This is a genomic window from Herbaspirillum sp. ST 5-3 (assembly GCF_004804275.1).
Lineage (GTDB): Bacteria > Pseudomonadota > Gammaproteobacteria > Burkholderiales > Burkholderiaceae_D > Noviherbaspirillum.
This window is the reverse complement of sequence record NZ_STGI01000001.1, coordinates 669,528-694,873: the sequence shown is the minus strand read 5'-3', so window position 1 is coordinate 694,873 and position 25,346 is coordinate 669,528. Positions and strand designations below refer to the sequence as shown.

Below are 25,346 nucleotides of genomic sequence, written 5' to 3'. Positions count from 1 at the left end.
GGACAAGTGCCGTTTGACGATGTCCGCGCGCAGGCGATTCAGTCATTTGGCGCATCCATGATTCCAGATCGCAGCAACTTGCGGAACCGAATGGATGTGCTGCCGGGCAGGATCTTGTTCGCAGCCGAACCCTGCCGATCCTTGCATTGACAATTTTTTAACGAAATAGGAACTGCAACAATTCGGAATTGCTTCAGAAGCCTGCGCACGAGATTCCATCAAGCCTGCAGTACAATGAATCGGTCCCGGCCGAGCCCGCCATTTCGGTCGAAAACCTGTCGCCGGAAGGAATTCCATGTTATTGATGAATCAAAGAGCCGACGCATAAGTTCACCCCTAACGTATCACGAGAGCGTTATCGTTTTTCATTTCATTGCGCACCTATGTCCCGAGAAGGCGTGAACACGAGGCAGATGCTTCAAACCTGTTGGGGACGCTGCCTCTTTGCCTTCGTCGTCGTGTCGGTTGCCGCGGCGTTGAGGGTCTGGCCGCTGCAGCCGCTTGAGTCCAGCCTCGCCTGGCTGACGTTCTATCCGGCCGTGATCGGCGTTGCTCTCTACGGCGGGCTTTCTGCGGCTCTGCTGGCAACGGTGCTGGCTTGTCTCACGGTTGCGTTTCTATGGCCGTTTCTCGTTGCTCGGCCTTTCATTGCGAGTCCCATCGATCTTCTGGGCATGGGCGTTTTCGCGCTCACCTGCATGGCGGTCTGCTATGTCATCGACACCATGCGCCGCGCCAATGCGCGCGCGACCGAGGCGCAAAAGCAGGCTGAATCGGCCGCCCTGGCGGCTGCCAGGAGCGAGCGGTTCATGAAGTCCGCCATCGAAGCGATGCCCAACATGATCGGCTACTGGGACAAGGATTTGCGCTTCGGCCTTGCCAACAATGCCTATATGGAGTGGTGGGGAAAACGTCCTGAGGACATCATCGGTACCTCCATCCGGGATTTGATGGGAGAGCGCCTGTATGCCCTGAACGAACCCCATATTCGCCGAGCCCTTGCTGGTGAAACGCAGCGTTTCCAGCGGACCCTGACCAAGGCCGACGGCAGTGCAGGCTACATCCTGGCCAACTACATTCCCGATATCGATGTCGACGGTGCGGTGAACGGAATCTTCATCCTGGCCAGCGACGTGACCGAGTTGAAGGAAGCGCAATCGCAGCTCGAACTTGCCGCCAGTGTTTTTGAAAACACGGTTGAAGGTATCGCTGTCACCAATGCACAGGGGATTTTCCTGTCGGTGAATCCCGCCTTCACCGCGATTACCGGCTATACCGCCGAGGAAGCGATAGGGCAGACGCCGCGCATTCTCCGGTCCAACCGGCACGACCACGCGTTCTATGTCGCCATGTGGCACGACATTCTGACCAACGGCCGCTGGAAAGGCGACATATGGAATCGCCGCAAGGACGGCGAAGTCTACCTGGAACGGATCACTATCACCATGATCCGCGACTCGGCCGGCAATCCCGTGCGCTATGTGTCGGTGTTCAGTGACATCACCGACCTCTGGCGCAAGGACGAATACCTGAAACATCTGGCCTTTCACGATGCCCTGACCGATCTGCCGAATCGCTCCTTGCTGATGGAAAGGCTGAACCATCGCATCTCGATGGCCGAGCGCACGCACGTTGGCCTGGCGCTATTGTTCCTCGATCTTGATCGTTTCAAATTCATCAACGACACCTACGGCCACGACGTCGGCGACGAGTTGCTGCGGGAGGTCGCGCAGAGATTGCTGGCATTGGTGCGGCAGTCGGACACCGTGGCCCGCCTGGGCGGAGACGAGTTCGTCATCAAGCTCAACAATCCGGCGAACAAGGACGAGATCGCGCATATCGCCAGACGCATTGTCGCCGTCATCAACGAGCCGATGGAACTTCGCGGCAATACGGTTCAGGTAGGAACGTCCATCGGCATTGCGATTTATCCTGCCGACGGACGAACGCCGGTTGAACTGCTCAAGCATGCCGACAGCGCGATGTATGCGGCGAAAGATGCGGGAAAGAGCACCTTCCGCTTCTTCGAGCCATCAATGACGGTCCCCGTTGAGGAGCAGCGCGACGGAAAACGAGGCGACAAGGGCGTGCAAGCATTGTCGGAATGATCATTGGCGGCGCAGGACATCAAGCGTGTGCCGCCGGCGCAAGAGGCACGTCGGTGAACAGCTTGTTGACGATGATCCATCGGCCCTCCTGACGGACAAGCGACAGGTAATCGTAATAATTGAAACCGAGCATAGGGCAATGCACCTTGGCGAACGCCATGTTGTGCGTCACCTCGACCGAGATCGGTTTCATCAGGAACGACTCTCCCAGCGCTTCGGGAGACTTGCGGTGGGCAACCACATTCAGGTATTCGTCGAGCGGCTTGTAATATGCCTCTCCGCGAATCTCGGCAAACAGCGCCGCCCTCGGATGAAACACCGTCCGCAGCCGATCGACCTCGCCGCTGAACACGCCTTTGCAGTATTCGGAAATCGCCATCAGAACTGCCTGGTGATCCTGCATTTTCATCTCCTTGCTCAGTGCCTTTTATCAGGAAATCCGCTCGGACGCTGCGCGGATGCGCTTGCCGAAGAGGACGGCAGTGCGCATGTCGCCGGAAATCATTTCGTCGGCTGATGCATCGGACGGCGTGGCCGTGGCGAGGCCGGAAAACGAGGACAGGTAATTGATGTCGTCGCGCGTTGAAGCCTTTGCATTGCTCGGCATCATTCCGGTCCCGGCCCACAGCATGCCGTGCTGCTGCGCCAGGGTAAACAGGGCGTACAAGGTGGTTTGCTTGTCGCCGGCGACGGACGCCGAATTGGTGAATGCCGCGGCGAGCTTGTCCTTCCAGCCCTGCGTGGCCCATACCTTCGAACTGGTATCAGCGAATTTCTTGAACTGCCAGCTGACGTTGCCCATGTAGGTGGGAGAGCCGAAGATGATGGCGTCGGCAGCGCCCAGTTTGCTCCAGCCCTCGCCGGGCAGGTTTCCGTCTGCATCGATGGCCAGCAGCGTGCCGCCGCTTCCCTCGGCGACGGCCTCTGCAATCCTGCGCGTGTGTCCGTATCCGCTGTGGTAGACGATGACGATGTTTTTGCTCATGAAGTTCTCCATTCGGTAGAGGTTGAAAGATGGGTATCGTTGGTGTCTCGCTTAGCGCGGTTCCCTGGCCAGCGCTTGCCGCGTGCGCAGCGCGGTCACCGTTTCGCCCGCGACGCCCCAGTTGTCGGTGTCCACTTCCTCGATGACGACGAATGTGGCGGCCGGATCCTTGTCGAGCACCTCGACCACCAGCTCGGTCGCGCCAGCAATCAGTTTTTTCTTTTGCTCCGCCGTCACGCCCTCGCGCGTGACCTGGATGTGGATGTAAGGCATGCGGATCTCCTGTGATCATTGAACAGACCAGCGCATGGTATTTGCCGCACACGAGAAGATAAATATAGAATGGCGAACAACATTGATTACATGATGTAATGAAATGAACCGAAACTTTGACGGGCTCATGCTCGGCAGCATCGAGCTCTTTTGCCGGACGGCGGAGCTGGCGAGCTTTACTGCGGCGGCCGTGCAGGCGGGTGTGACGCAGGCCGCCGTGAGTCGGTCGGTGTCGAGGCTGGAAGCGCGCCTCGGCGTGCAACTCTTCGTTCGCTCCACGCGAAGCGTCCGCCTTACCGACAAGGGGCGCGCCTACTACGAGCAATGCCGCCAGGCGCTAGGACAGCTGGTGGAAGCGGAGCGCGAGCTGACCGGCGATCAGGTCGTGCCGACCGGATTGGTGCGAATGAGTCTGCCGACTTCTTACGGCCACTTCCGTGTGTTGCCTATCCTTGCCCGATTCAAGGCAAGCTATCCGCAAATCGAGTTGGAGGTTCAACTGAGCAACCAGAATGTCGACCTGGTGGCGGACGGCATGGATCTGGCGATCCGGGCCAGGAATCCGCCCGATTCGGGGCTGATTGCGCGAAAGATAGAAGATGCGGAGCTGGTGGTCGTCGGATCGCCCGCCTATCTGAAGCGCAAGGGGCGGCCAAAGTCGCCGGACGAACTCGGCAGGCATGATTGCATCCAGTTCGAGCGGCCGCGCACCGGGCAAGCGATTCCGTGGCTGCTGCGAGCCGATGGCACGGAGGTGGAGATCGAAACCCGGGGTTCTCTGCGGATTACCGATGACGTGCTTGGGCTGTCCACCGCAGCACGCAGCGGCGCGGGCCTGGCGCAGACCTACCGGTTTATCGTGGTGGACGATCTGGCGAGTGGAAGGCTGGTGGAGGTGATGCGCCAATTCGGCGGAACGTCACGTCCCTTCTCCATCCTTTATCCCGCCCACCGCCACATGCCGCACCGGGTACGCGTGCTGATCGAGTTCTTGCTGGAGCGTTTGCGTCCCGCCGGTTCACCGCGAGTGTGACGATGTGTTCAGGTTCACGGAAGGCACGCGGATTTTTCTGTTCTTTCCGCGCCTTCCGTGGATAGGGAGTTACTACATGTTGCGTCGATACTGCCCGCCCACCTCAAACAAGGCATTGCTGATCTGCCCCAGTGAGCAGTAACGCACCGCATCCATCAGCACGGCGAACACGTTCTCATTATCGATCACCGCTTTCTGCAGTTTCTGCAGCATGGCGGGCGCCTTGTCCGCGTGACGTGACTGGAATTCGGCGAGACGCTTCAGTTGCGACTGCTTTTCGTCGTCGGTCGAACGTGCCAGTTCCAGCGTCTGCGGCGTGGCGTCGCCCTTGGGATTGCGGAAGGTGTTGACGCCGATGATGGGCAGGGTGCCGTCGTGCTTCAGGTGCTCGTAATACATCGACTCTTCCTGGATCTTGCCGCGCTGGTAACCGGTTTCCATCGCGCCCAGCACGCCGCCGCGCTCGGCAATGCGCTCGAATTCCTGCAGCACCGCTTCTTCCACCAGATCGGTCAGTTCCTCGATGATGAAGGAACCCTGGTTCGGGTTCTCGTTCTTCGCCAGTCCCCATTCGCGGTTGATGATGAGCTGGATCGCGAGCGCGCGGCGCACCGATTCATCGGTCGGCGTGGTGATCGCTTCATCGTACGCATTGGTGTGCAGCGAGTTGCAGTTGTCGTAGATCGCGATCAAGGCCTGCAAGGTGGTGCGGATATCGTTGAAATCGATTTCCTGCGCGTGCAATGAGCGACCGGAGGTCTGGATGTGGTATTTCAGTTTTTGCGAACGCTCGTTGGCGCCGTACTTGTCGCGCATCGCGACTGCCCAGATGCGGCGTGCGACGCGTCCCAGCACCGTGTACTCCGGGTCCATGCCGTTGGAGAAGAAGAAGGACAGGTTGGGCGCGAAATCGTCGATGTGCATGCCGCGCGCGAGATAGGCTTCGACGAAGGTGAAGCCGTTCGACAGCGTGAAGGCGAGTTGCGAGATCGGGTTCGCGCCGGCTTCGGCGATGTGATAGCCGGAGATCGACACCGAGTAGAAGTTGCGCACCCGGTTGTGCACGAAGAATTCCTGGATGTCGCCCATCACCTTGAGCGAGAACTCGGTGGAGAAGATGCAGGTGTTCTGGCCCTGGTCTTCCTTCAGGATGTCGGCCTGCACGGTGCCGCGCACGTTCTCCAGCACCCACTCGCGGATCTTGGCCGCTTCATCGTCGGTCGGTTCGCGCTTGTTGTCGGCGCGGAACTTGGTCAGTTGCTGGTCGATTGCGGTGTTCATGAACATCGCGAGGATGGTGGGCGCCGGGCCGTTGATGGTCATCGACACCGAGGTGTTCGGCGCGCACAGATCGAAGCCGTCGTACAGCACCTTCATGTCGTCCAGCGTGGCGATCGACACACCGGAGTTGCCGATCTTGCCGTAGATGTCGGGGCGCGGCGCCGGATCGGCGCCATACAGCGTGACCGAGTCGAAGGCGGTCGACAGGCGCTTGGCGTCCATGCCTTCGGACACCAGCTTGAAGCGACGGTTGGTGCGGAAGGCGTCGCCTTCGCCGGCAAACATGCGGGTCGGGTCTTCGTTCTCGCGCTTGAAGGCGAACACGCCGGCGGTGTAGGGGAAGGAGCCGGGCACGTTCTCCGCCATCAGGAAGCGCAGGATCTCGCCATGGTCTTCGAACTTCGGCAGCTGCACCTTGCGGATCGTGGTGCCGGACAGGGTCTTTTGCACCAGGCGCGTGCGGATTTCCTTGTCACGAATCTTCACCACATAGTCGTCGCCCGCATACGCGGCCTTCATGTCGGGCCACATCGCGAGCAGTTTCTTCGCGCTGGCGTCGAGGCTGTTGTCGCGTTCGGCAATCAGGTCGTCGAGGTCGGCGGTCTTGCTGCAGGCAGCGGCCATGCGCTTGGCTTCCTGCAATTGCTGGCGCTCGCGGGCCAGCTTGACTTGCCTGGCCGTGTTCTTGTGGTAGCCGCGTACCGTGTCGGCGATTTCGGCGAGATAGCGCGTGCGGGCCGGCGGCAGGATCGCGTTCTTGCCGGAGGAGCTGCGCACGTTCACCGGCGCGAGCTTGCCGGGCTTGGCCTTCAATCCCAGCACCGTCAGCTTCGGCAGCAGGCCCTGGTACAGCGCGGTCACGCCGTCGTCATTGAAGCGCGAGGCTTGCGTGCCGTACACCGGCATCTCTTCCGGCTTCTTGCCGAACAGCTCGCGGTTGCGCTGGTATTGCTTGGCCACGTCGCGCAGCGCATCCTGCGCGCCCTTGCGGTCGAACTTGTTGATCGCCACGAAATCGGCGAAGTCGAGCATGTCGATCTTTTCCAGTTGCGATGCAGCGCCGAATTCCGGCGTCATCACGTACATCGACAGGTCCACATGCGGCACGATGGCGGCATCGCCCTGGCCGATGCCGGAGGTTTCCACGATCACGAGGTCGAAGCCGGCCACCTTGCAGGCGGCGATGACGTCGGGCAGCGCCTGCGAGATTTCGGAACCGGCTTCGCGCGTGGCGAGCGAGCGCATGAATACACGAGACTGGTTATTCCACGGATTGATCGCATTCATGCGGATGCGATCTCCCAGCAGCGCGCCGCCGGATTTGCGACGCGACGGGTCGATCGACACCACGGCGATATTGAGTGCGTCGTCCTGGTCGAGACGGATGCGGCGGATCAGTTCGTCGGTCAGCGAGGACTTGCCCGCGCCGCCGGTGCCGGTGATGCCGAACACCGGCGTCTTGATGGTGTCGGCGGCCTTGTGCAGTTCGGTCTTGAGCTTGGCGGCGACCTTGTCGTTTTCCAGCGCGGTAATCAGTTGCGCGAGCGGGCGCTGGCGCTCGACCATGTCACCCTTGGTCAGTGCTTCCAGCTTGGTCGGTGCGTAGGGCGACAGGTCGACATCGCAGGCCTGGATCATGGACAGGATCATGCCGACGAGGCCCATGCGCTGGCCGTCTTCCGGGCTGAAAATGCGCGTCACGCCATAGGCATGCAGCTCGTCGATCTCGGCCGGGACAATCACACCGCCGCCGCCGCCGAACACCTTGATGTGCGCGCCGCCGCGCTGCTTCAGCAGGTCGATCATGTACTTGAAGTACTCGACGTGGCCGCCCTGATAGCTGGAGATCGCAATGCCTTGCGCGTCTTCCTGCAAGGCTGCAGTGACGATTTCGTCGACCGAGCGGTTGTGGCCGAGGTGGATCACTTCCGCGCCGTTGGCCATCAGGATGCGGCGCATGATGTTGATCGAGGCGTCGTGGCCGTCGAACAGCGAGGCTGCGGTGACGAAGCGCACCTTGTTGGCGGGTTTGTATTCGGTGAGTTTCTGGGCTACGGAGAGGTCGGTCATTGCTTGTCTCTTTATCTACTTTTCGGTGGCGCCGCGCATGGCGGAACTGGCGGATTACGTTTACGTTAACGTCAATCTAACACAACGTCAATCCGGTTGCCGTCATCCGGCAGACAATGTTTCCAGGAGGGTAATGCCCGGCCGTGTTGAAGGAGGGAATCGTTTCGGCGTGCACATTGCGCCGAAGTCAGGCGCGCTTTCTGGTTCGCACCTGCGGCGACGAAGCTTGCAATTGGGGGCGCGGCCCTGCTATTGCCGGTCTTCCGCTGGTTTCGGCCTGGGATGGCGGGTGATCGGACCGTGCATCTGCCCGCAGCCGAGCACGCAAATGCTGCGCCGAGTTTCCGCCCCAGGCCGGCGGCTTGCTGTGCGGTGCGGTTTGCGGCTTGGTCTCCGGTTCCGGTTCAGGCGCCGCGACATGCGCTTCGTTCGGTGCGGACATCTGCGCCTTCGGCAGCATGTCGTTCGCATGCAAACGGGCAATCGCCCCACGCATCACCTGCGCAGCCAGTGTCGGATTGGAGGCAAGCGACGCGAGGCTCTCCTCCGGATCGAAACGTCCCGCCGCAAGCTTGCGTGCCAGCCCCTTGCCGTAGGGCACCGCCGTGACGACCTTCTGTTGCGAGAACAGCCGCTTGATGCTCAGCGCCACCTGCCTGTAGGTCTCGATGCCGGTGTCCGATTTGTAGGCGTCGGTGCCGATCTTGATCCCCATGCTCAGCAGATTGCGCGCGGTTTGCGCCATATCGTTTTCCACGTACGCGGGAGCTTCTTTCCCGAGAAGCGCGTCCTGACCTTCATACACCCGGGCCGCAATGCGTTGCGCGACCTCGCTGCGGCGATCGGCCTGCAGCGCCAGGAAAGCCATCTGCAAGCCGACGAAATCCTCCAGCACCTGGCCGCGCGTGGCCATGATCTGATTGGCACGGCCGAAGCGGTATTGCCCATACTCGTCGAGTGCGGGCGTAACCGATTTCGGCGGCTTGAGCGATGCGGCATCCTCACGCTGCTGCTCGGCCTCGCGCACCAGCGCAAACAGCGCCGGACGATTGGCCAGGATCAGCAAAGGATCGCCATCGAAGTCGCCATCGAGCTTCTTCTGCTCGGCCAGCGGCATCGCAATCGTCGAACCGGGCGGGAAAATATTGGTGGTGGCCAGTATCCCGCGGGCCTCGAACAGACTGTCCTCGTTGCTGCGATGCTTGGCGTCGGTCCAGCTCGAATGCAGCTTCATGTCTTCGGCCGACATCACCAGGTCCTGCCCGCTGAACGTCTCCGGCCACAGGGCATCGGGCAGCACCACCAGAATGCCCTTGGCGCCCATCAAGGGCGCCTTGCCCTCGTCTTTGCTTGCGCCTAGCTGCTGTGCCACAAAGCTGTACTGAAACGCGGTGCAAGCGGACAGGAAGCGCGCGGTCGCGTCGTCCTGCGTGGCGACGCGCTCCTGCTCGAGAGGCCGCAGGTTCGGCTTGTCGTACGGGCTTTTGCCGATCAACAGATTCGCATGTCGATGCGCGTCGAACTCAGCGCTCTTCTGCCGTGGCAAATGCACCTTGCCGTCGGCCGAGGGCACTGCCACCGCGATGTCGCCCCGGATCAATCCGGCCGTCAATGCTCGATACAGTTCCTCTTTTTCCGGCGCCTTTCCATTGAGCGTCCGCACCATTCGCTCGATAGTTTCCTCGACCACGGCATCGTTCTGACCATAGTGCTGCAAGGCGTGCGCCGGCAGGTTGGCCGATTGCGGCTTGCCATAGGGGGAGGCCTGTTGCGCCGGCTCATACCACGCCATCTTCTGCGCCAACGATTGCTTGATGAAGCCACAGCCGTCATGCGGCTGCAGCGCGAGAGACTGTCCTTGCGCATCCCGGATGTGAAACGGATGAACGCCGGCCTGACGATCCGGCAGCATGCCGATCCTGAAATTGCCTTCGAGTACATGCCCGTCCGGCCGCGTGCTCATCCCCGGCGGCGAGGACATCATCATGCGCTGGAAATAATAGAAACTCTCCTGGTACGGGAACATCTGGGTCATCAGTCGGGCCAGATCGCTGTGCGGCGCACTGTCGGCCAGCGGTGCCGCAAACAGCTTACCGTAGCTGCGCGCGGCCGGCTTGTCGCTCTCGCTGAAGATGCGATCCAGCGTCATGCCCTCGATCTTCATCTTGCTGCCGCCGAACAGGTCGAGCCGGTATGGTACGTTGTCCACATGGACGATGCGCCCGAGCAGCAGCTTGCTCATCTGTCCTGGCAATTGGGCCAGCACCAGCGGCACCTGGCCTTGCGTCAGGCGCGCCAGAATCGAATACTGTTCCGGCGTCTCATCGCCGACGCGGCGGCCGCGCAGATTGACCTGCGGCACACGCATCAGCCCGTCTTGACCCTGCGGCAGTTGCGGCGGATGGTCCATGCTATCGAATGCCGCCTCCAGATTGAATGACGACGGCGGGTGCTTCGCCGTGATCCGTTCCAGGTGGTTCTCGACGAAGCGGTCGAGGATCTCGCTGGGCTCTTCGGCTTCAAGCTGCGCAATGGTGTTCCAGCTATAGTCGGACAGGTCGGATTCGAGCAGCGATGCGCTGCGCGCGTAGAGTGCCTTGGTCCACTCGTCCAGATTGGCGGCGGCCGGCGCGCCTACCTTGACGTCGGCCTGCACCAGCGTCCGATAGGTTGCCAGGATCTGATAGCACGACAGCGCGGGACAGCGGGTGGAACAGGCTTCCTCATGCTGGCTCTGCTGAAGAAACAGGCCGAGCTTGCGCTCGACGATGGGTTGCAGCTGATGCAGCAGTTGCGCGCATGCCTGCTTGTGCTGGCCGAGCCGCCTGTTGCGCAATAGCGGCCGCAGACCGATGCACAGCGTGCCCACGGTTTCCAGATTCACAGTCTTGAGATTGTCGGCGGCACGCAGCGATGACAGGCGCGCAAGGCAGGGCGGCGCAAGACGGTTCAGTCCGTCCTCCAGTTCGTCGCGGCGCAGCGCCTTGAGCATCTGGCCGATGTCCAGTGCGCCGAATCCGGCGACCATGTCCGGCTGCGCGGCGACATGCCGGGCAATGCGGCTGAGTCCCTGCAAGAGCGCGGGATCTTCGTCCTCGGCCTCCGGCGACAGGCACCGGCTGAATGCATTGGCCAGATTGGTCAGCTCTTGCGCCTTGAATGCCTGGAGGTTCTTGGCCGGATTCGCCACCTGCCGCGCCAGACGTGCGCACGCTGCCAGGCAATGCGCATTGCCTGGCCATTTCGCGAACGTATTGGTGAGGTTGGCCAGGTCGAGCGGCCGAAATGTATCGAGATTGACATGCGGGCCTGCGACCCACTCCGCCAGGCGTGCGCACGCGGCACGGCACTGCTCATCCTCCGGCCATTTGGCGAGTCCGTTGGCGAGATTGGACAGCTCCTGCGGCGAGAATTTCCCGAGCTCGACCTGCGGTCCGGTCGCCCATTGCCCCAGGCGTACGCAGGCTGCATGGCAATGCGCGTCGTCCGGCCATTTGACGAAGGCGTTGGCCAGATTGGACAGGGCTTGCGGGGTGAATGCGCCGAGATCGACGGCCGGGTCCGCCACGCGCTGTGCCAGGCGCACGCATGCCAGGCGGGAGCGTTCATCGTCCGGCCATTTGACGAAGGCATTGGCCAGGTTGGACAGATTTTGCGGTGTGAATTCGTGGAAATCGGCAAGCGGATTGATCAGTTGCTGCGCCACCCTTGCTTGCGCCGCACGGCAATGTGGGTTGTCCGGCCATTTGGAGAACGCGTTGGCGAGTGTGGCCAGGGATTGCGGCGCGAAGGTACCGAGATCGACCGCCGGATCCGTCACGCCTTGCGCCAGCCGCGTACACGCCGTGCGACATTTCGTTTCGCCTGGCCACTTGGAAAACGCATTGGCCAGATGGGACAAGCTCTGCGCATCGAATCGCACGCTATCCATATTCGCCACCTGCTGCGCCAGGCGCAAGCACGCTGCGCGGCAATGCGCGTCGTCCGGCCATTTGGCGAACGCGTTGGCGAGATTGGCCACGGCTTGCAGGTCGAACCTCGCCGGATCGACAGCCGGATCCGTCATCAACTGCGCAATGCGCGTGCCCGCAGCGCGGCAGTCTCCATTGTCCGCCTGCTTGCCGAACACGATCGCCAGCGTGGCCAGGCCCTGCGGTGTGAATTGCGCGAGGTCTTCCGCCGGCCGGTTCCTGATCTGCCGCGCGATGGTCGCGCATGCAGCGCGACAAATCGCATCGTCCGGCCTCGCAGAGAACGCGTTGGCCAGATTGGACAGATCTTGCGAGTTGAATGTATCGAGAGCGACCGTCTGGTTCGCCACCTGTTGCGCCAGCCGCGTGCAGGCAAGCTGGCAATGCGCATCGTCGGACCACTTGGAAAACGCATTGGCCAGGTTGGCCATATTTTGCCCGGTGAATTCGGCGGGGGCGGCCACCAATCTGCCCGTTACCTGTTGTGCCAGGCGCGCGCCGGCCCTGCGGCAGTGCGCATCCTCCGGCCATTTGGAGAAGGCATTGGCCAGATTGGCCATATGCTGCTGCGTGAATTTTCCGAGGTCCGCAGCCGATCGGCTCGTCACCTGCTGCGCGACGCGTGCGCATGCGTTGCGGCAGCGCGCATCGTCGGGCCATTTGGCGAACGCATTGGCCAGGTTGGACAGGCATTGCGAGTTGAATTGCCTGAGATTCACCGCGGGCATCGTCACATGCTCCGCCAGGCGTTCGCACGCGACGCGGCAAGACGCATCGTCAGGCCATCTGGAGAAGCCATTGGCCAGATTGGACAGATGTTGCGGCGTGAATTTTTCGAGGTCGAGCGCGGAATCCGCTACCTGACCTGCCATGCGTGCGCCGGCAGCGCGGCAGTGCGCAAGATCCGGATGCCTGGAGAAGGCGTTGACCAGGAGGGCCAGTTCCTGGGACGTCAGCCTGGCGAGATGGGCATCCGATCGGCTTGTTACCCACTGTGCCAGTCGTCCGCTGGCCTGGCGGCATTCACGCTCCTGTGGCCACTTGGCGAAGGCATTGGCCAACAGGGAGACATGCTGGGCCGACATGCCATCGAGACGACGCAAGCTTCCGGCCATGCCCGCGCACGCTGTCCGGCATTGCGCGTCCGATGGGAACTTGCTGAACGCATTGCAGAAGCCTACCCGCGCTGCGGCGTTCAATTGCGAAAAAAATCCCGTGGCGCGATCGCGCTGATTGCAATGCTGTGCAATGGACGATAGCCTGGCCAGCGTCTCGGCGCGCAATCGATCGCGCTGCGCGGCGCCTCCCAGATCGCGCGACGCCGCCCTGTCGATGTGCCCGGCCGCATTGGCCAGGAGCGTGGCGAAGGTCGACAGTTGCCGTGCATCCTGCAGCGCCGCAGGGCTGATACTCAACAATTGCTGGTATAGCCTGCCATTGCCGACATACAGAAGATCGTCTCCCCTCGACGCAAATGCCTGGTCCAGGATGCGCTGAGCGGAACCGGCCACGCGTTCGCTGCCCCCGGCGGGAGTTGGGTGATGCGTACGTGAGACCTTGCCTTGCATGGAGACGCTTTCAGTTGGTTCCAGGCTGTCCGATTTGTCATGCGTGATGCCGTCTCACGAGGCGGTTCCACCGGCAGGGAAATGGTCCCTCAACTTTTCTCGCTCGCCATTAAAAATATCGGCATCGCAGGCCTGCCGTCAGGATGACGCGCAGGCCGAAGAAGATCGAACGTGGCGAGCCCTTGATGCTTCTACTCCTTCGCCTGCGATCCACTGCCGCCCAGAAAATCCGCCACTTCTTGCGCTGCGGAGCCATCAACGGGGAAATCATCTTCAGAATCCGATTGCTCCTGCTTCAATAAACGAGCTGCCGCGCGGGCAGACAGCTTTACGCCTTTTTCGGCAAGCTTTTCTCTAAAAACGCGTATTGCGGCTGTTGGCGGACGTGGGGTCCCTTTTTTTGAATGCAGCAGAAATTCCGGCGGCACGCTTGCCGATGTGCGATGGGCCGCGTTGTAAAACGGGGAGGCGGGGTCTGTTTCCATATCGGGATCGCGCTCCAGCCGCATCCTGTCTCTATTGATAAGGGCTCTTACCAGGCCGGGAGAATTGGTGTCGCCGCTGGCAGTCGTCGCGAAATACTTCGCCAATACCTTGTTTTGGGTGAAGTAATTGAAGTTCCGCGCTGGGTCGACAAGACTTTCATCAAGAAGCTGCATGTCGGCGACAGCCTTTGTCGCGCCAGCGGTCTTGCGCCTTGTGTCCAGGCCTACTCGCTCAATTTCCTTCTTGTGTCCGGTCCCATGGTAATAGCGGTTCTCTTCATACGTTTGCTTGACGAGCGCTTTCTCATGGGCAGAGAGTTGTGAAGCGTTTTTTTGCAAGGCAAGAGGGCGTCCGGCTTCCCGTTGAATCTGAAGAGGCTTGTCGCTCGCGGATCTCGGTCTCCGTACCTGGGACGTGGCCGGGCTCGGTGCTTCCGACGCATTCAAATGCTGAACGTTCGGGACCTGATCCGCAAGCTGCGCTTTGGGCGAAGACAGAGGAATTTTGGGAGGCATGGGTCGGGGTGAGAAAGGTTTCGCCAGTGACTATGTGTGCCTGAGAAGCCAAGGCAGTTCCAGACAGGAAGAATGTGGCGTCTTGACTGTTCTCACTCCAAAAAAATGCCGGCCCTTCCTCGCAAGGAAAAGCCGGCATCGCATGCCTGCTGATACAGGGGCGCGCAGGTTGAAGCAGGTCGAGTCAGGCGGCGTGCGACAAGCCTTTTGCCGTCTCGCCAAACCGCTGCTGCAATTCGGCAAGCTCGGCATGGTAGCGATCCACCGCCTTCGCCTTGACATGCCCGAACCCGCGTACTTTCTCCGGCAGGGCGGCAATCTGCACCGCCTGCGCGTAGTTGTCGTCGGAAAGGCGATCCAGCAGCGCCAGAATGACGTCGCGGTACTCCTCGATCAGCGCCCGTTCCATCCTGCGCTCGGCCGTGTAGCCGAACACGTCCAGCTTCGTGCCGCGCAGCGTCTTCATCTTTGCCAGCAGGCGGAAGCCCTGCCACATCCACGAGCCGTATTCCGCCTTGACCAGATGCCCGTTGCCATCCTTCTTCGCGAACAAGGGCGGCGCGAGGTTGAATTTCAGGCTGAACTCGCCGTCGAACTGCTGCTTCAGCTTCTCGACGAATTCGCCATTGGTGTACAGGCGCGCGACTTCATACTCGTCCTTGTACGCCATCAGCTTGAAGTACGCCTTCGCCACCGCGCGCGCGAGCTTGTCGCCCTTGCCGAGTCCTTCTTCGGCCTTGCGCACCGTATTGACGAGAGCCTCGTAACGCGCCGCGTAGTCCGCATCCTGGTAATCGGTGAGGAAGGCGACGCGCCGTTGAACCAGTCCGCTCAGGCTTTCCGCGAGGTGCAGCGTGACCGGCTTGCCGGGCAGGGCGATGCGCTCGACGCGGGCCAGATCGACCGCCGCGCGCCGGCCCCACAGGAAACTTCTCTTGTTGGACTCGACCGCCACGCCGTTCAGTTCGATCGCGCGCAGCAGCGCCGCCTCGGACACCGGCAGCGCCCCCTTCTGCCAGGCAAAGCCGAGCATGAACAGGTTGGTCGCGATCGCGTCGCCCATCAACGCCGTGGCGAGCTTCGTTGCATCGATGTAATCGGCCCGGTTGGCGACCGACTCGTTGACCAGCGCCTGCACCTCGCCCAGCGGGAAGGCCCAGTCGGGGTTCTTCGTGAAATGCCCGGTCGGCTGCTGGTGCGTGTTGACCACCGCTCGCGTGCGGCCCGGACGCATCTTTGCAATCGCATCCTGCGCGCCGGCGGTGAGCATGTCGCAACCCAGCACCAGGTCCGCTTCGCCGGTGGCGATGCGCTGCGCGCGGATCGTGCCGGGCGTCTTGCTGATGCGGATGTGCGAAGTGACCGAACCGTTCTTCTGCGACATGCCGGTCATGTCGAGCACCGACACGCCCTTGCCTTCGAGATGCGCGGCCATGCCGATCAGCGCGCCGATGGTGATCACACCGGTGCCGCCGATGCCGTTGAGCAGGATGTTGAAGGACGCATCGCACGCCGGCAGGACCGGGTCGGGCAGCGGGCCGAAGTCGTCCTGCTTGGCCGCGCCGGTCTTCGACTTCCTGACCGTGCCGCCCTCGACCGTGACGAAGCTCGGGCAGAAGCCCTTCACGCAGGAATAATCCTTGTTGCACGAGGACTGGTCGATGGTGCGCTTGCGCCCGAACTCGGTTTCCAGCGGCATCAGCGACGTGCAGTTCGAGGCCACGCCGCAATCGCCGCAGCCTTCGCATACCGCGTCATTGATGAACAGGCGCTTGGGCGGATCGGGATATTCATTCTTCTTGCGCCGGCGGCGTTTCTCGGCTGCGCAGGTCTGGTCGTAGATCAGCACCGATACGCCCGGCACTTCGCGCAGTTCGCGCTGCACCGCGTCGAGTTCCTTGCGGTCATGCAGGGTGACGATCTGCGGCAAGGACGAACGGTCGGCGTAACGCAACAAGTCTTCGGTCACCAATGCAATCCGCTTGACGCCCTCGGCCGCCATCTGCTGCGCGATCATCGGCACCGACGTGATGCCGTCCACCGGCTGGCCGCCGGTCATCGCCACCGCATCGTTATAGAGGATCTTGTAGGTGATGTTCACATTCGCCGCCACCGCCGCGCGGATCGCCAGATAGCCGGAATGGAAATAGGTGCCGTCGCCGAGGTTCTGGAACACATGCGGCAGCTTGGAGAAGGCCGCCTGTCCGATCCAGGGCGCGCCTTCGCCGCCCATGTGCGTGGTCAGCTTGTTGTGCTCGGGATAGATCGCGGTCGCCATCACATGACAGCCGATGCCGGCCAGCGCGAGACTGCCGTCCGGCACCTTGGTCGAGGTATTGTGCGGGCAGCCGGAGCAGTACCAGGCCGGGCGGGGCGGTGTGTTGACCGCCTTGGACAGCACCTGGTCCTTCGCTTCCAGGAAGGTCAGGCGCGCCTTGATCAAATCGCTGGTGTGGAAGCGCGCGATGCGTTGCGCGATCACGCGCGCCACCTGCGCGATCGAGAAATCGGCCTTCGGGGACAGCAGCCATTCGCCGCGCGGATGCACCCATTCGCCTTTCTCGTCGAACTTGCCGATCACGCGCGGACGCACATCGTCGCGCCAGTTGTAGAGCTGCTCCTTCAACTGGTATTCGACGATCTGGCGCTTTTCTTCCACCACCAGGATTTCATCGAGGCCCTGCGCGAATTCGCGCACGCTGTCCGGCTCCAGCGGCCAGGGCATCGAGACCTTGAAGACGCGGATGCCGATATCGGCGGCCATCTTCTCGTCGATGCCGAGTTCTTCCATCGCTTCGAGCACGTCGAGGTAAGACTTGCCGGAAGCGATGATGCCCAGCCGCGCCGTCGGACTGTCGATGGTGGTGTGGTTGAGCTTGTTGGCGCGCGCATAGGCCAGTGCGGCATAGATCTTGTAATCCTGCATCAGCGCTTCCTGCTTGCGCGCCTGCACGCCCAGCGTGTCGGTCGACAGGCGCGTGTTCAGGCCGCCTTCCGGCATGATGAAGTCGGTTGGATAGGCGATCTGCAGGCGAAACGGGTCGGCATCGACCGAGGCGGTCGACTCGACGGTATCGGCCAGCGCCTTGAAGCCGACCGCGCAGCCCGCGTAGCGCGACATGGCCCAGGCGTGCAGCCCGAGGTCGAGGTATTCCTGCACATTGCAGGGATACAGCATCGGGATCATGCAGGCCGAGAAGATGTGGTCGGACTGGTTCGGCAGCGTCGAGGAATACGCGGCATGATCGTCGCCGGCCACCAGCAGCACGCCACCGTGCTTGGCGGAACCGGCATGGTTCATGTGCTTGAAGACGTCGCCGCAGCGGTCCACGCCCGGGCCCTTGCCGTACCACAGGGCGAACACGCCGTCGTATTTCGCCGGGCCGATCAAATCGACCGTTTGCGTGCCCCATACGGCGGTGGCGGCCAGTTCTTCATTGACGCCGGGCACGAACTTGATGTGGTTCTCTTCCAGCAGCTTTTGCGCCTTCCACAGGCTTTCGTCGAGGCCGCCCAGGGGTGAGCCGCGATAGCCGGAAATGAAGCCGGCGGTATGCAGCCCGGCGGCGAGATCGCGCTGGCGCTGCATCATCGGCAGGCGCACCAAAGCCTGGATGCCTGAAATGAAAATCTTGCCGCTGGTGCTGGTGTATTTGTCGTCGAGCTTGACGGAGGCGAGGGTGGTGGCGGCGCGCGAGGCGGCGTCAGGCACCCCGGCAGGGGATGCTGCTGTATCGGTGAGCATGAACTGTCTCCAAAATTGTTTTTCGGATAGCGTCTGGCAACGAGAACGCCGGGTAAGGCGCTTGGTTGCCAGATTGCAGGACCGTTGTGGCGGTCGTACCAGCAAAATCGCGTAGCGAAATTGCCATGAATGGAAGTGTAAGCCGGAGCCGCTTGCTTAGGCAAATGCGGAATGTGAATCAGGAGAAAAAAAGACACCTCGCCAACCCTTGGGTTGGACAATTGAAACAAAGACAATGTTTGCTGCCGGCCCGGATTGCTCCGGCCCGGCAGACTGCGCCAGGCTTCAGTTCGACGCGAGTTTCAGATGGGTGCCCGAGACAAGTCGAGGTGTCATTTGCGCCGGACCGGCAAGCATCCGGTCGTCGCCCAGCGTGAATCTGCCAACGGCCGCCGCAAGCTTGCCGGTCTGCTCGCGCACGGTTTCGGCTGCCGCCGTCGCTTCTTCCACCAGGCTGGCGTTTTGCTGCGTCATTTCATCCATCTGCCGCATCGCCTGATTCACCTGTTCGATGCCCGATTTCTGTTCGGCGGACTCCGCCTGGATTTCCGCCATCATTTCGGTGACATGCTTCACCGCGCCGACGATTTCGCGCATGGTGTTGCCCGCTTGTTCGACCAGCCGGGTGCCGTCGTTGACCTTGTCGACCGAGCTGCCGATCATGTCCTTGATTTCCTTCGCGGCCGCGGCGGAGCGCTGCGCCAGGTTGCGCACTTCGCTGGCGACCACGGCGAAGCCGCGGCCCTGTTCGCCGGCGCGCGCTGCTTCGACCGCGGCATTCAGCGCGAGGATATTGGTCTGGAACGCGATGCCTTCGATGACGCCGATGATCTCGACGATCTTGCGCGAGCTGTCGTTGATCGAACCCATGGTGCCGACCACTTGCTCGACCACCTCGCCACCCTTGACGGCGACTTGCGATGCCTTTTGCGCGAGTTCGTTCGCCTGGCGCGAATTGTCGGCGTTATGGCCGACGGCCACGGTCAGTTGCGCCATGCTGGACGTCGTTTCTTCCAGGCTGGCGCTCTGCTGCTCGGTGCGGCGCGACAAGTCGTTGTTGCCGTTGGCGATTTCCTCGGTGCCGCGCGCGATTTCCTGCGATGCGCGGCGCACGTCGCCGACAATCGCGATGAGCGCATGGTTCATGTCGCACAGGGCTTGCTGCAAGACGCCGATTTCATTATGGCGATCGACTTCGATGTCGTGCGAGAGGTCGCCTTGCGCGACGCGTTTGGCCGCTTCCACCGCCAGCGCGAGCGGCCTGGTGACCGCGATGACCATTTGGTGAATCACGAAGGCGAGCAGCACGAGCGTCATGCCGACCACGCCGAGCAGGATGTAACTCCTGGTGCGCGCGGCCTTGTTGTCGTCGCTGACCAGGGCCGACAGCTGCGTCTTGATGTCGCTAACCGCGCTCGCCAGCGCCGCGTCGGCACCCGCAGCATCGGGCTTGAGCGCCGCCACGGATTCCGGCGTGTTGCTCGCAGCCAGTGCCGAGCGCAGCTTGCCGAGCTTCTCGCTCGCCGCTCCGGCAGTGGAACCCGGCGCGAGCTTTGCCAGTTCGTCCGCCTTCAGCGTTGCATCGTTCAAGGCTTTCAGGGTGTCGTCGCCAAGCTTGCCGGCGCTTGCGTCGCGATACACGCCATTGAGGAAATCCTTGTAACGCGCGGACGCCTGCAACCCGACATCGTAGGTGCCGAGCGCGTGGTCTACCCGCTGCTGCAGGCTGCTGCTGAAAAAGATCTGGAAGAAGAGCACCAGGATCAGCGGCGTCACCGCGACAAAGACCCCGATATACATGCCGTACCTGAGGGAAATCCTGTTAAGCATTTCAGTCCTTTCGGGGCGCAGCGAGGAAAAGATGATTCCTTGTAATGCGGAAAGTAGTCCGTCCCGATACCGATTTCGTTGCGCTAGGTCAAAGCGCGCGAAAACAGCCTGCTAACCGAATATCAGCCGGCCTTAGCCGACCGGCTTGATCGCCTTGCGTTCGATACAGGAAGACAGGATCAGCGAGGTCGAGGTCACGCCGCAGCGTGTCAGTTCGACAATCACCTTTTCGAGCTCGCCGACCGAGGAGGCCACCACCTTGACGATACTGCAGTCGTCGCCGGTGATCGAGTGACATTCAACGATCTGAGGCACTTGCGCGGCGACCACCTCGACCGGCGTTTCATGGCTGCGCCTGGAGACGCGGATGAAGGCGGTGATGCCGTAACCGAGCGCCGCCGGATTGATGCGCGCATGGTAGCCGGTGATGACGCCGGCGGCTTCCATGCGCTTGACCCGCTCCGCAACGGCAGGTTGGCTCATGTGGATGCGGCGGCCGATTTCGGCCAGCGTGGTCCGCGCATCGCCCTGCAGGATTTCGAGGATTTTGGCGTCCATCGCGTCAAATTCGATTTTCATGGTCAAACCCATTTATTTCAATGAAAGACAAGGTTAAGGAGTGGTTTTGCCTTGCATTATCCATTCAAAATGGACATTTTGGCGCATACACTGTTCGCATACTTCTTCGAAAAACAATATGCGTACCCTCCCCAAATTCGTGCTGCTGGCCCTGATCACTGTCTACCTGGTCTGGGGCTCGACCTACCTGGCGATTCACTTCGCCTTGCATTCCTTTCCTCCGTTCCTGTTGATGGGAACGCGCTTCCTGGCGGCGGGCGGAGTGCTGTTCGCCTGGCTCAAGCTGCGCGGCGCGGCGTTTCCCACCTTCAGGCAATGGCGCGATGCAGGGATCGTCGGCATCCTCCTGCTCGGCTGCGGCATGGGCCTCACCGCGGTAGCGCAGCAATACGTCTCATCCGGCCTGACCGCGGTATTCATCGCAAGCTCGCCGCTCATGTTCGCGCTATGGTCGGGCTTGTTCGGCGACTGGCCGAGCGGACGCGAGTGGGCCGGCATCCTAGCCGGTTTTGCCGGGGCGGTCCTGCTTGCCGGGAGTGGCGACTTTGCCGCGCAGCCGATAGGCGTGCTTGCGCTGGCCGGCGCTGTCGCATGCTGGACCTTCGGCTCCGTGCTGTCGCAAAGGAAACTGGCGCTCGCGCCGGGTGCGATGGGATTTGCCAGCGAAATGCTGGTTGGTGGAAGCTTCCTGCTGTGCGTCGGCTTGCTGCGGGGCGAAGCGATCGTCACGCTCGACGAGCGCGCGCTGTTCGCGTGGGCTTACCTGGTCACGGCCGGTTCACTGGCCGGCTTCTCGGCTTACATGTATCTGTTGTCCAAGGTGCCGCCCGCGCTGGCGTCGAGCTATGCGTATGTCAATCCGGTGATTGCCGTGGTGCTGGGCGTATGGCTGGCGAATGAATCGCTGGGCACGCGCGAAACGGTGGCCATGGCGATCATTCTCGGCAGCGTGCTGCTGCTGACCACCGCCCGGGCCGCGCCGAAGCCGGCCGGCAGGTCGCTGAGGGCGAACACGTCCACGCAATGAACTGCGTGCGTGGTGCCGCCGGCGCTTAAAAGAATTCGACGGTGACGTTCGAGACTTCGGAGTGCAGTTCGCCGCTGCTGACCAGTTCGTCGTAATAACAGACGCGATTGCGGCCGTTGGCCTTGGCGTAGTACAAAGCCTGGTCGGCGTGTCCGAGAATGACCACCGGCGATTCGGTGGAAATGCTGGCAAAGCCGACGCTGACCGTGACCTTGCCGACCTGGGGGAATTCATGCTGTTCGACGTTGGCGCGGAAGCGGTCGAAGATCTTGCGCGCGTCATCCAGCGTGGTCGAGCGCAGGAGCACCACGAATTCCTCGCCGCCGAAGCGGAACACGCGGTCCTGCGAGCGGAACGAGGAGCGCAGCAGGTTCGCTACCAGGATCAGCACCTCGTCGCCGTACAGATGGCCGAACTGGTCGTTGACGCGCTTGAAATGGTCGATGTCAACCACCGCCAGCCACTGCTTGATGTTGCCGTCGTGCTGATGACGGCGCTCCTGCTGGTCCTTGGGCGTGCTTTCCAGCATTGCGCAGGACAGGAGCTTGGAAAACTTCTCGTCGAAGGTCTTGCGGTTGAGCAGGCCGGTCAGCGAGTCGCGTTCGCTGTAGTCGAGGATGTTCTGATAATTGCGATAGACGCTGAGGATGCCGTCGATCATGTGCAGCGTGTCGCTGTTGTAGGGGGTCGGGTTGCTGACCTCGATGCAGGTGCTGACCTTGTCGTTCAGCCAGACCGGCAGCCACAAGGTCTGGGAGCCGTCATCAGCCGTTTGCTCGACGCAGTTCTTGCGCTGCTTGATGCCGTCGACCAGGAATGGATAGGTGTTGATCGGCTCGCCGCTGGTTTCCATGTCCAGCGTCTCTTCCGCCGAAATCACCTTGTCGTCCTTGATCCAGACGCGCGGCCGCAGGAACAGCTCATGGCGGAAACGGAAAATCTCGTGCACCCGGACCTGCTGCGCGCCGACCAGTTCGTGCAAGGCCGTTACCACCGAGGTATCGAGCAGGACGTGGTCACGCTGGCAAGTCATGTCCACCAGATGCTTGAGCAATGCTTCCATAATCAGAATTCCGGCCCGTTCGCGTTAGCAATGTGAACCAGGTGCAGCAGAGGGCGTGCGCGAACGTGGATCAGCATGGAAGAAAAATGTCTCTAGTCGGTGTGATCGGGCTGGCTGTTTCGGCGCGGCTTGTTGCAGTGCACAGTGAAACAGCTTCGATCCTTCTGGTTATGTTGAAGGCGATCTTACAGCTATTCTATCCCGAATCGTTGCAACTTTAGAAGGCTGTCGTATTTCTGCCATGGCCCGGCAAGCCAAAAAGCTGGCGCCGGGCGGCCAGTCGCGCCGCCGGCCCATGAATCGCAACACAGCCAGCCGCTACAATGGCAGTCGGATTTTCTTTCCTCGGGGAGGTACTCATGTTCTTGCTGCTGCTCCTGGTAACCCTGCTGGTCGCGTCCGGCGTGTCCTATGCGGTGGCGAAAGCCTTTGCCGCGCCGCTCGATGCCATCCTCAAGCGCATCATCGCCGACGAGATCAGCGCCGCCTGGTTGAAGTACATGAAGTTTGCCATCCTGGTGGTCGGCATCTCGGCTGGCGTGCGCGTCTATCAGCTTGAAAAATACATTACGCCGATGCGCTGGGAGAAAGATCCGAAGATCATGGAGCTAACCTTCGAGCGCTGGGTGCTGGAGATCTACCGCACCGTGATCGAGACGCTGCAGGGGATAGCCTGGATGCTGCTGGTGTTCTTCGTGTTTGCGCTGGTGGCCTACGTCTTCGTGCGGGTGGCGGAGCTGAAGCTCGGCGAGAAGGGCAAGTGATGCGCGGTCCACGGAAGGCGCGGAAGCTTCCGCCGCGAGCAACGCGGACCTGAAACACGATTGTCTTCCGTGGACAGACGCCTCTGTCCATCAATTCACCGCAACGCGCGCTTCAGCCTACCTCTCCATCACATAGCTGCCCGGCGCATCGCCCAGCGGCGCATAGCCATTCTTGCGCGCGCCCATCTCCGGCGGCGGCGCCATGCCGCTGGCGTGCTTTTCCACCCAGCCGGCCCAGGCCGGCCACCAGGAGCCTTCGACCGGCGGATTGGACAGGAACCAGTTTTCCGCGTCGATGTAATTGGTGCCGGACGGGCTGTGCGCCATGCGATAGTGGCGGCCCTTGTGTCCCGGCTCGCTGACGATGCCGGCATTGTGCCCGCCGTTGGTGAGCAGGAAGGTGATGTCAGGGTCGGCGATCAGATTGATCTTGTAGACCGAGGTCCATGGTGCGACATGGTCGGTCTCGGTCGCCACCGCGAACAGTGGCACGCGGATGTCGCCGAGCGAGATCGGTCGGCCGTTGATCTTGTAGCGTCCGGCGAACAAATCGTTTTTCAGGAACAGCCGGTGCAGGTATTCGCTGTGCATGCGGGCCGGCATGCGCGTCGCATCGGCGTTCCACGCCATCAGGTCGGTGACCGTCTGGCGCCCGCCGAGCAGGTATTGCTGCACGACCAGCGACCAGATCAGGTCATGCGAACGCAGCAGCTGGAAGGCGCCCGCCATCTGCCGGTTGTCGAGGAAGCCCTGGTTCCACATGATGTCGTCGAGGAAGTTGAGCTGGCTGTCGTCGATGAACAGCGTCAGCTCGCCCGCTTCCGTGAAGTCCGTTTGCGCCGCAAGCAGCGTCAAGGAGTTGACGCGCTCGTCGCCGATCTGCGCCAGGTATGCGGCCGCCATCGCCAGCAGGGTGCCACCCAGGCAATAACCGACGGTATTGATCTTGCGCTGCGGCACGATGGCCTGGACTGCGTTGAGCGCTTCGAGCACGCCCAGACGCAGATAGTCTTCCATGTCGAGATCGCGATCCTGTGCGGTCGGATTGTGCCAGGACACCATGAAGACCGTATGACCGCGGCTGACCAGGTAGCGTACCAGCGAGTTATGCGGCGACAGGTCGAGGATGTAGTACTTCATGATCCAGGCCGGGATGATCAGGATCGGCTCGGCATGCACTTCCTTCGTGGTCGGGGCGTACTGGATCAGTTCGATCAGGCGGTTGCGGTAGACCACCTTGCCGGGCGTGATCGCGACGTGTTTCCCCGGCATGAAATCTTCAAAGCCGGCCGGCGGCTTGCCGGCCAGCGAACGTTCATAGTCTTCAATGAAGTTCATCGCGCCGCGCAGCAGGTTGACACCGCCTTCGCGCACGGTGGTGTCGAGCACCTCGGGATTGGTGGCGATGTAATTGACCGGCGAGATGGTGTCGAGCAACTGGCGGGCGATAAAGGAAACCACCTGTTCGTGATGCGCCGATACGCCGCCGATGCCGGTCGTCACGTTGTACCACCACTGCTGGTTCAGCAGAAAGCTCTGGTGAATCAGATTGAACGGCCAGCGGCGCCAGGCTTCGCTGCGGAAGCGGCGATCCTGCGGCAGCGGCTCGATGCAGAGATCGCAATCCCTGTCGGTTTGCGCGTGCACTGCGTACATCGCAAAGCGCGCCGCCTTGCGCATCGCTTTTTCCCCGAGCTTCTGCCACTTCCCCGGCGATTCGGAAAGATGCAGCGCCCAGTCGAGATACGCCAGCGCAAGGCTGACCGGGGAGATGCTGCCCGTGACGCGGCCCGTGGTTGCATGAATCAGGCGGTCGATCGTCGCCGGCGGTTCGACGTCGGTCACGGTCCAGGGCTGTGCGGGAAGGTGCGCTTCCTTCGGGTCGTGAACCCTCAAGGCTTGTTCCAGGTTCGATCGCGGTCTGTCCATGTGTTTCTCCAAGAAGTCAGAACACGTCCGATACGCTGGTATGTGCGTCGCCGCAAAGCGATCAGACGCGGTGGGCCGGGTGAACTGCATCGAAAACTCGGCCATCAACCTTTCTATGG

At 61.7% G+C, this 25,346-nt stretch carries 15 protein-coding genes; 4 read left to right on the top strand and 11 right to left on the bottom strand.

Going from position 1 to position 25,346, the window contains the following annotated elements; genetic code table 11:
- Positions 1 to 413 precede the first annotated feature (413 nt).
- The gene (locus tag E6W33_RS03340) at positions 414 to 2,108 is read left to right on the top strand and encodes a diguanylate cyclase (RefSeq protein WP_136414234.1); all 1,695 of its coding nucleotides are present in this window, start codon (positions 414 to 416) and stop codon (positions 2,106 to 2,108) included.
- 19 nt (positions 2,109 to 2,127) lie between these two features.
- On the opposite strand, the gene E6W33_RS03335 is transcribed toward E6W33_RS03340, so the two are convergent.
- The 3 genes from E6W33_RS03335 to E6W33_RS03325 are packed head-to-tail and all read right to left on the bottom strand — an operon-like array spanning position 2,128 to position 3,366.
- Positions 2,128 to 2,511, bottom strand: a complete 384-nt coding sequence (locus E6W33_RS03335) for a nuclear transport factor 2 family protein (RefSeq protein ID WP_136414232.1) — start codon at positions 2,509 to 2,511, stop codon at positions 2,128 to 2,130.
- Between the two features lie 27 nt (positions 2,512 to 2,538).
- Positions 2,539 to 3,093, bottom strand: a complete 555-nt coding sequence (locus E6W33_RS03330; protein WP_136414230.1) for a flavodoxin family protein — start codon at positions 3,091 to 3,093, stop codon at positions 2,539 to 2,541.
- Between the two features lie 51 nt (positions 3,094 to 3,144).
- Positions 3,145 to 3,366 carry a 4-oxalocrotonate tautomerase family protein gene (locus E6W33_RS03325; protein ID WP_136414228.1) on the bottom strand — a complete coding sequence of 74 codons (222 nt, stop codon included), beginning with the start codon at positions 3,364 to 3,366 and terminating at the stop codon, positions 3,145 to 3,147.
- A gap of 103 nt (positions 3,367 to 3,469) precedes the next feature.
- Here E6W33_RS03325 and E6W33_RS03320 point away from each other — a divergent pair, with 103 nt between their 5' ends.
- Positions 3,470 to 4,399 (top strand): LysR family transcriptional regulator, encoded by a 930-nt coding sequence (locus E6W33_RS03320; protein ID WP_136414226.1) that lies wholly within the window; start codon positions 3,470 to 3,472, stop codon positions 4,397 to 4,399.
- A 72-nt stretch (positions 4,400 to 4,471) separates the two neighbouring features.
- Here the strand turns inward: E6W33_RS03320 and icmF are convergent, their stop codons facing one another.
- The 6 genes from icmF to E6W33_RS03290 all read right to left on the bottom strand — a co-directional run bounded on the left by icmF (position 4,472) and on the right by E6W33_RS03290 (position 20,444).
- Entirely contained in the window at positions 4,472 to 7,750 is a 3,279-nt protein-coding gene (gene icmF, locus E6W33_RS03315; RefSeq protein WP_136414224.1) for a fused isobutyryl-CoA mutase/GTPase IcmF, read from the bottom strand.
- Between the two features lie 187 nt (positions 7,751 to 7,937).
- The gene (locus E6W33_RS03310) at positions 7,938 to 13,289 is read right to left on the bottom strand and encodes a hypothetical protein (RefSeq protein ID WP_136414222.1); all 5,352 of its coding nucleotides are present in this window, start codon (positions 13,287 to 13,289) and stop codon (positions 7,938 to 7,940) included.
- Between the two features lie 191 nt (positions 13,290 to 13,480).
- Positions 13,481 to 14,113, bottom strand: coding sequence for a hypothetical protein (locus E6W33_RS03305; RefSeq protein WP_136414220.1), 633 nt, complete (start codon positions 14,111 to 14,113; stop codon positions 13,481 to 13,483).
- A gap of 361 nt (positions 14,114 to 14,474) precedes the next feature.
- Positions 14,475 to 18,035 (bottom strand): indolepyruvate ferredoxin oxidoreductase family protein, encoded by a 3,561-nt coding sequence (locus tag E6W33_RS03300; protein WP_136414218.1) that lies wholly within the window; start codon positions 18,033 to 18,035, stop codon positions 14,475 to 14,477.
- Positions 18,036 to 18,320: 285 nt separating this feature from the next.
- On the bottom strand, positions 18,321 to 19,865 hold the full coding sequence (locus tag E6W33_RS03295) for a methyl-accepting chemotaxis protein (RefSeq protein ID WP_168798495.1): 1,545 nt from the start codon (positions 19,863 to 19,865) through the stop codon (positions 18,321 to 18,323).
- Between the two features lie 132 nt (positions 19,866 to 19,997).
- Positions 19,998 to 20,444, bottom strand: coding sequence for an Lrp/AsnC family transcriptional regulator (locus tag E6W33_RS03290; RefSeq protein ID WP_168798494.1), 447 nt, complete (start codon positions 20,442 to 20,444; stop codon positions 19,998 to 20,000).
- A 118-nt stretch (positions 20,445 to 20,562) separates the two neighbouring features.
- Between E6W33_RS03290 and yedA the strand changes: the two genes are divergently transcribed.
- On the top strand, positions 20,563 to 21,471 hold the full coding sequence (yedA, locus tag E6W33_RS03285; RefSeq protein WP_136414214.1) for a drug/metabolite exporter YedA: 909 nt from the start codon (positions 20,563 to 20,565) through the stop codon (positions 21,469 to 21,471).
- A gap of 25 nt (positions 21,472 to 21,496) precedes the next feature.
- On the opposite strand, the gene E6W33_RS03280 is transcribed toward yedA, so the two are convergent.
- Positions 21,497 to 22,534, bottom strand: coding sequence for a GGDEF domain-containing protein (locus tag E6W33_RS03280; protein ID WP_136414212.1), 1,038 nt, complete (start codon positions 22,532 to 22,534; stop codon positions 21,497 to 21,499).
- Between the two features lie 359 nt (positions 22,535 to 22,893).
- On the opposite strand from E6W33_RS03280, the gene E6W33_RS03275 reads away from it, so the two are divergent.
- Entirely contained in the window at positions 22,894 to 23,298 is a 405-nt protein-coding gene (locus E6W33_RS03275; RefSeq protein WP_136414210.1) for a hypothetical protein, read from the top strand.
- 117 nt (positions 23,299 to 23,415) lie between these two features.
- On the opposite strand, the gene E6W33_RS03270 is transcribed toward E6W33_RS03275, so the two are convergent.
- A complete protein-coding gene (locus E6W33_RS03270; RefSeq protein WP_136414208.1) occupies positions 23,416 to 25,227 on the bottom strand; it encodes an alpha/beta fold hydrolase in 1,812 nt (603 codons plus the stop codon).
- Between the last annotated feature and the right edge of the window lie 119 nt (positions 25,228 to 25,346).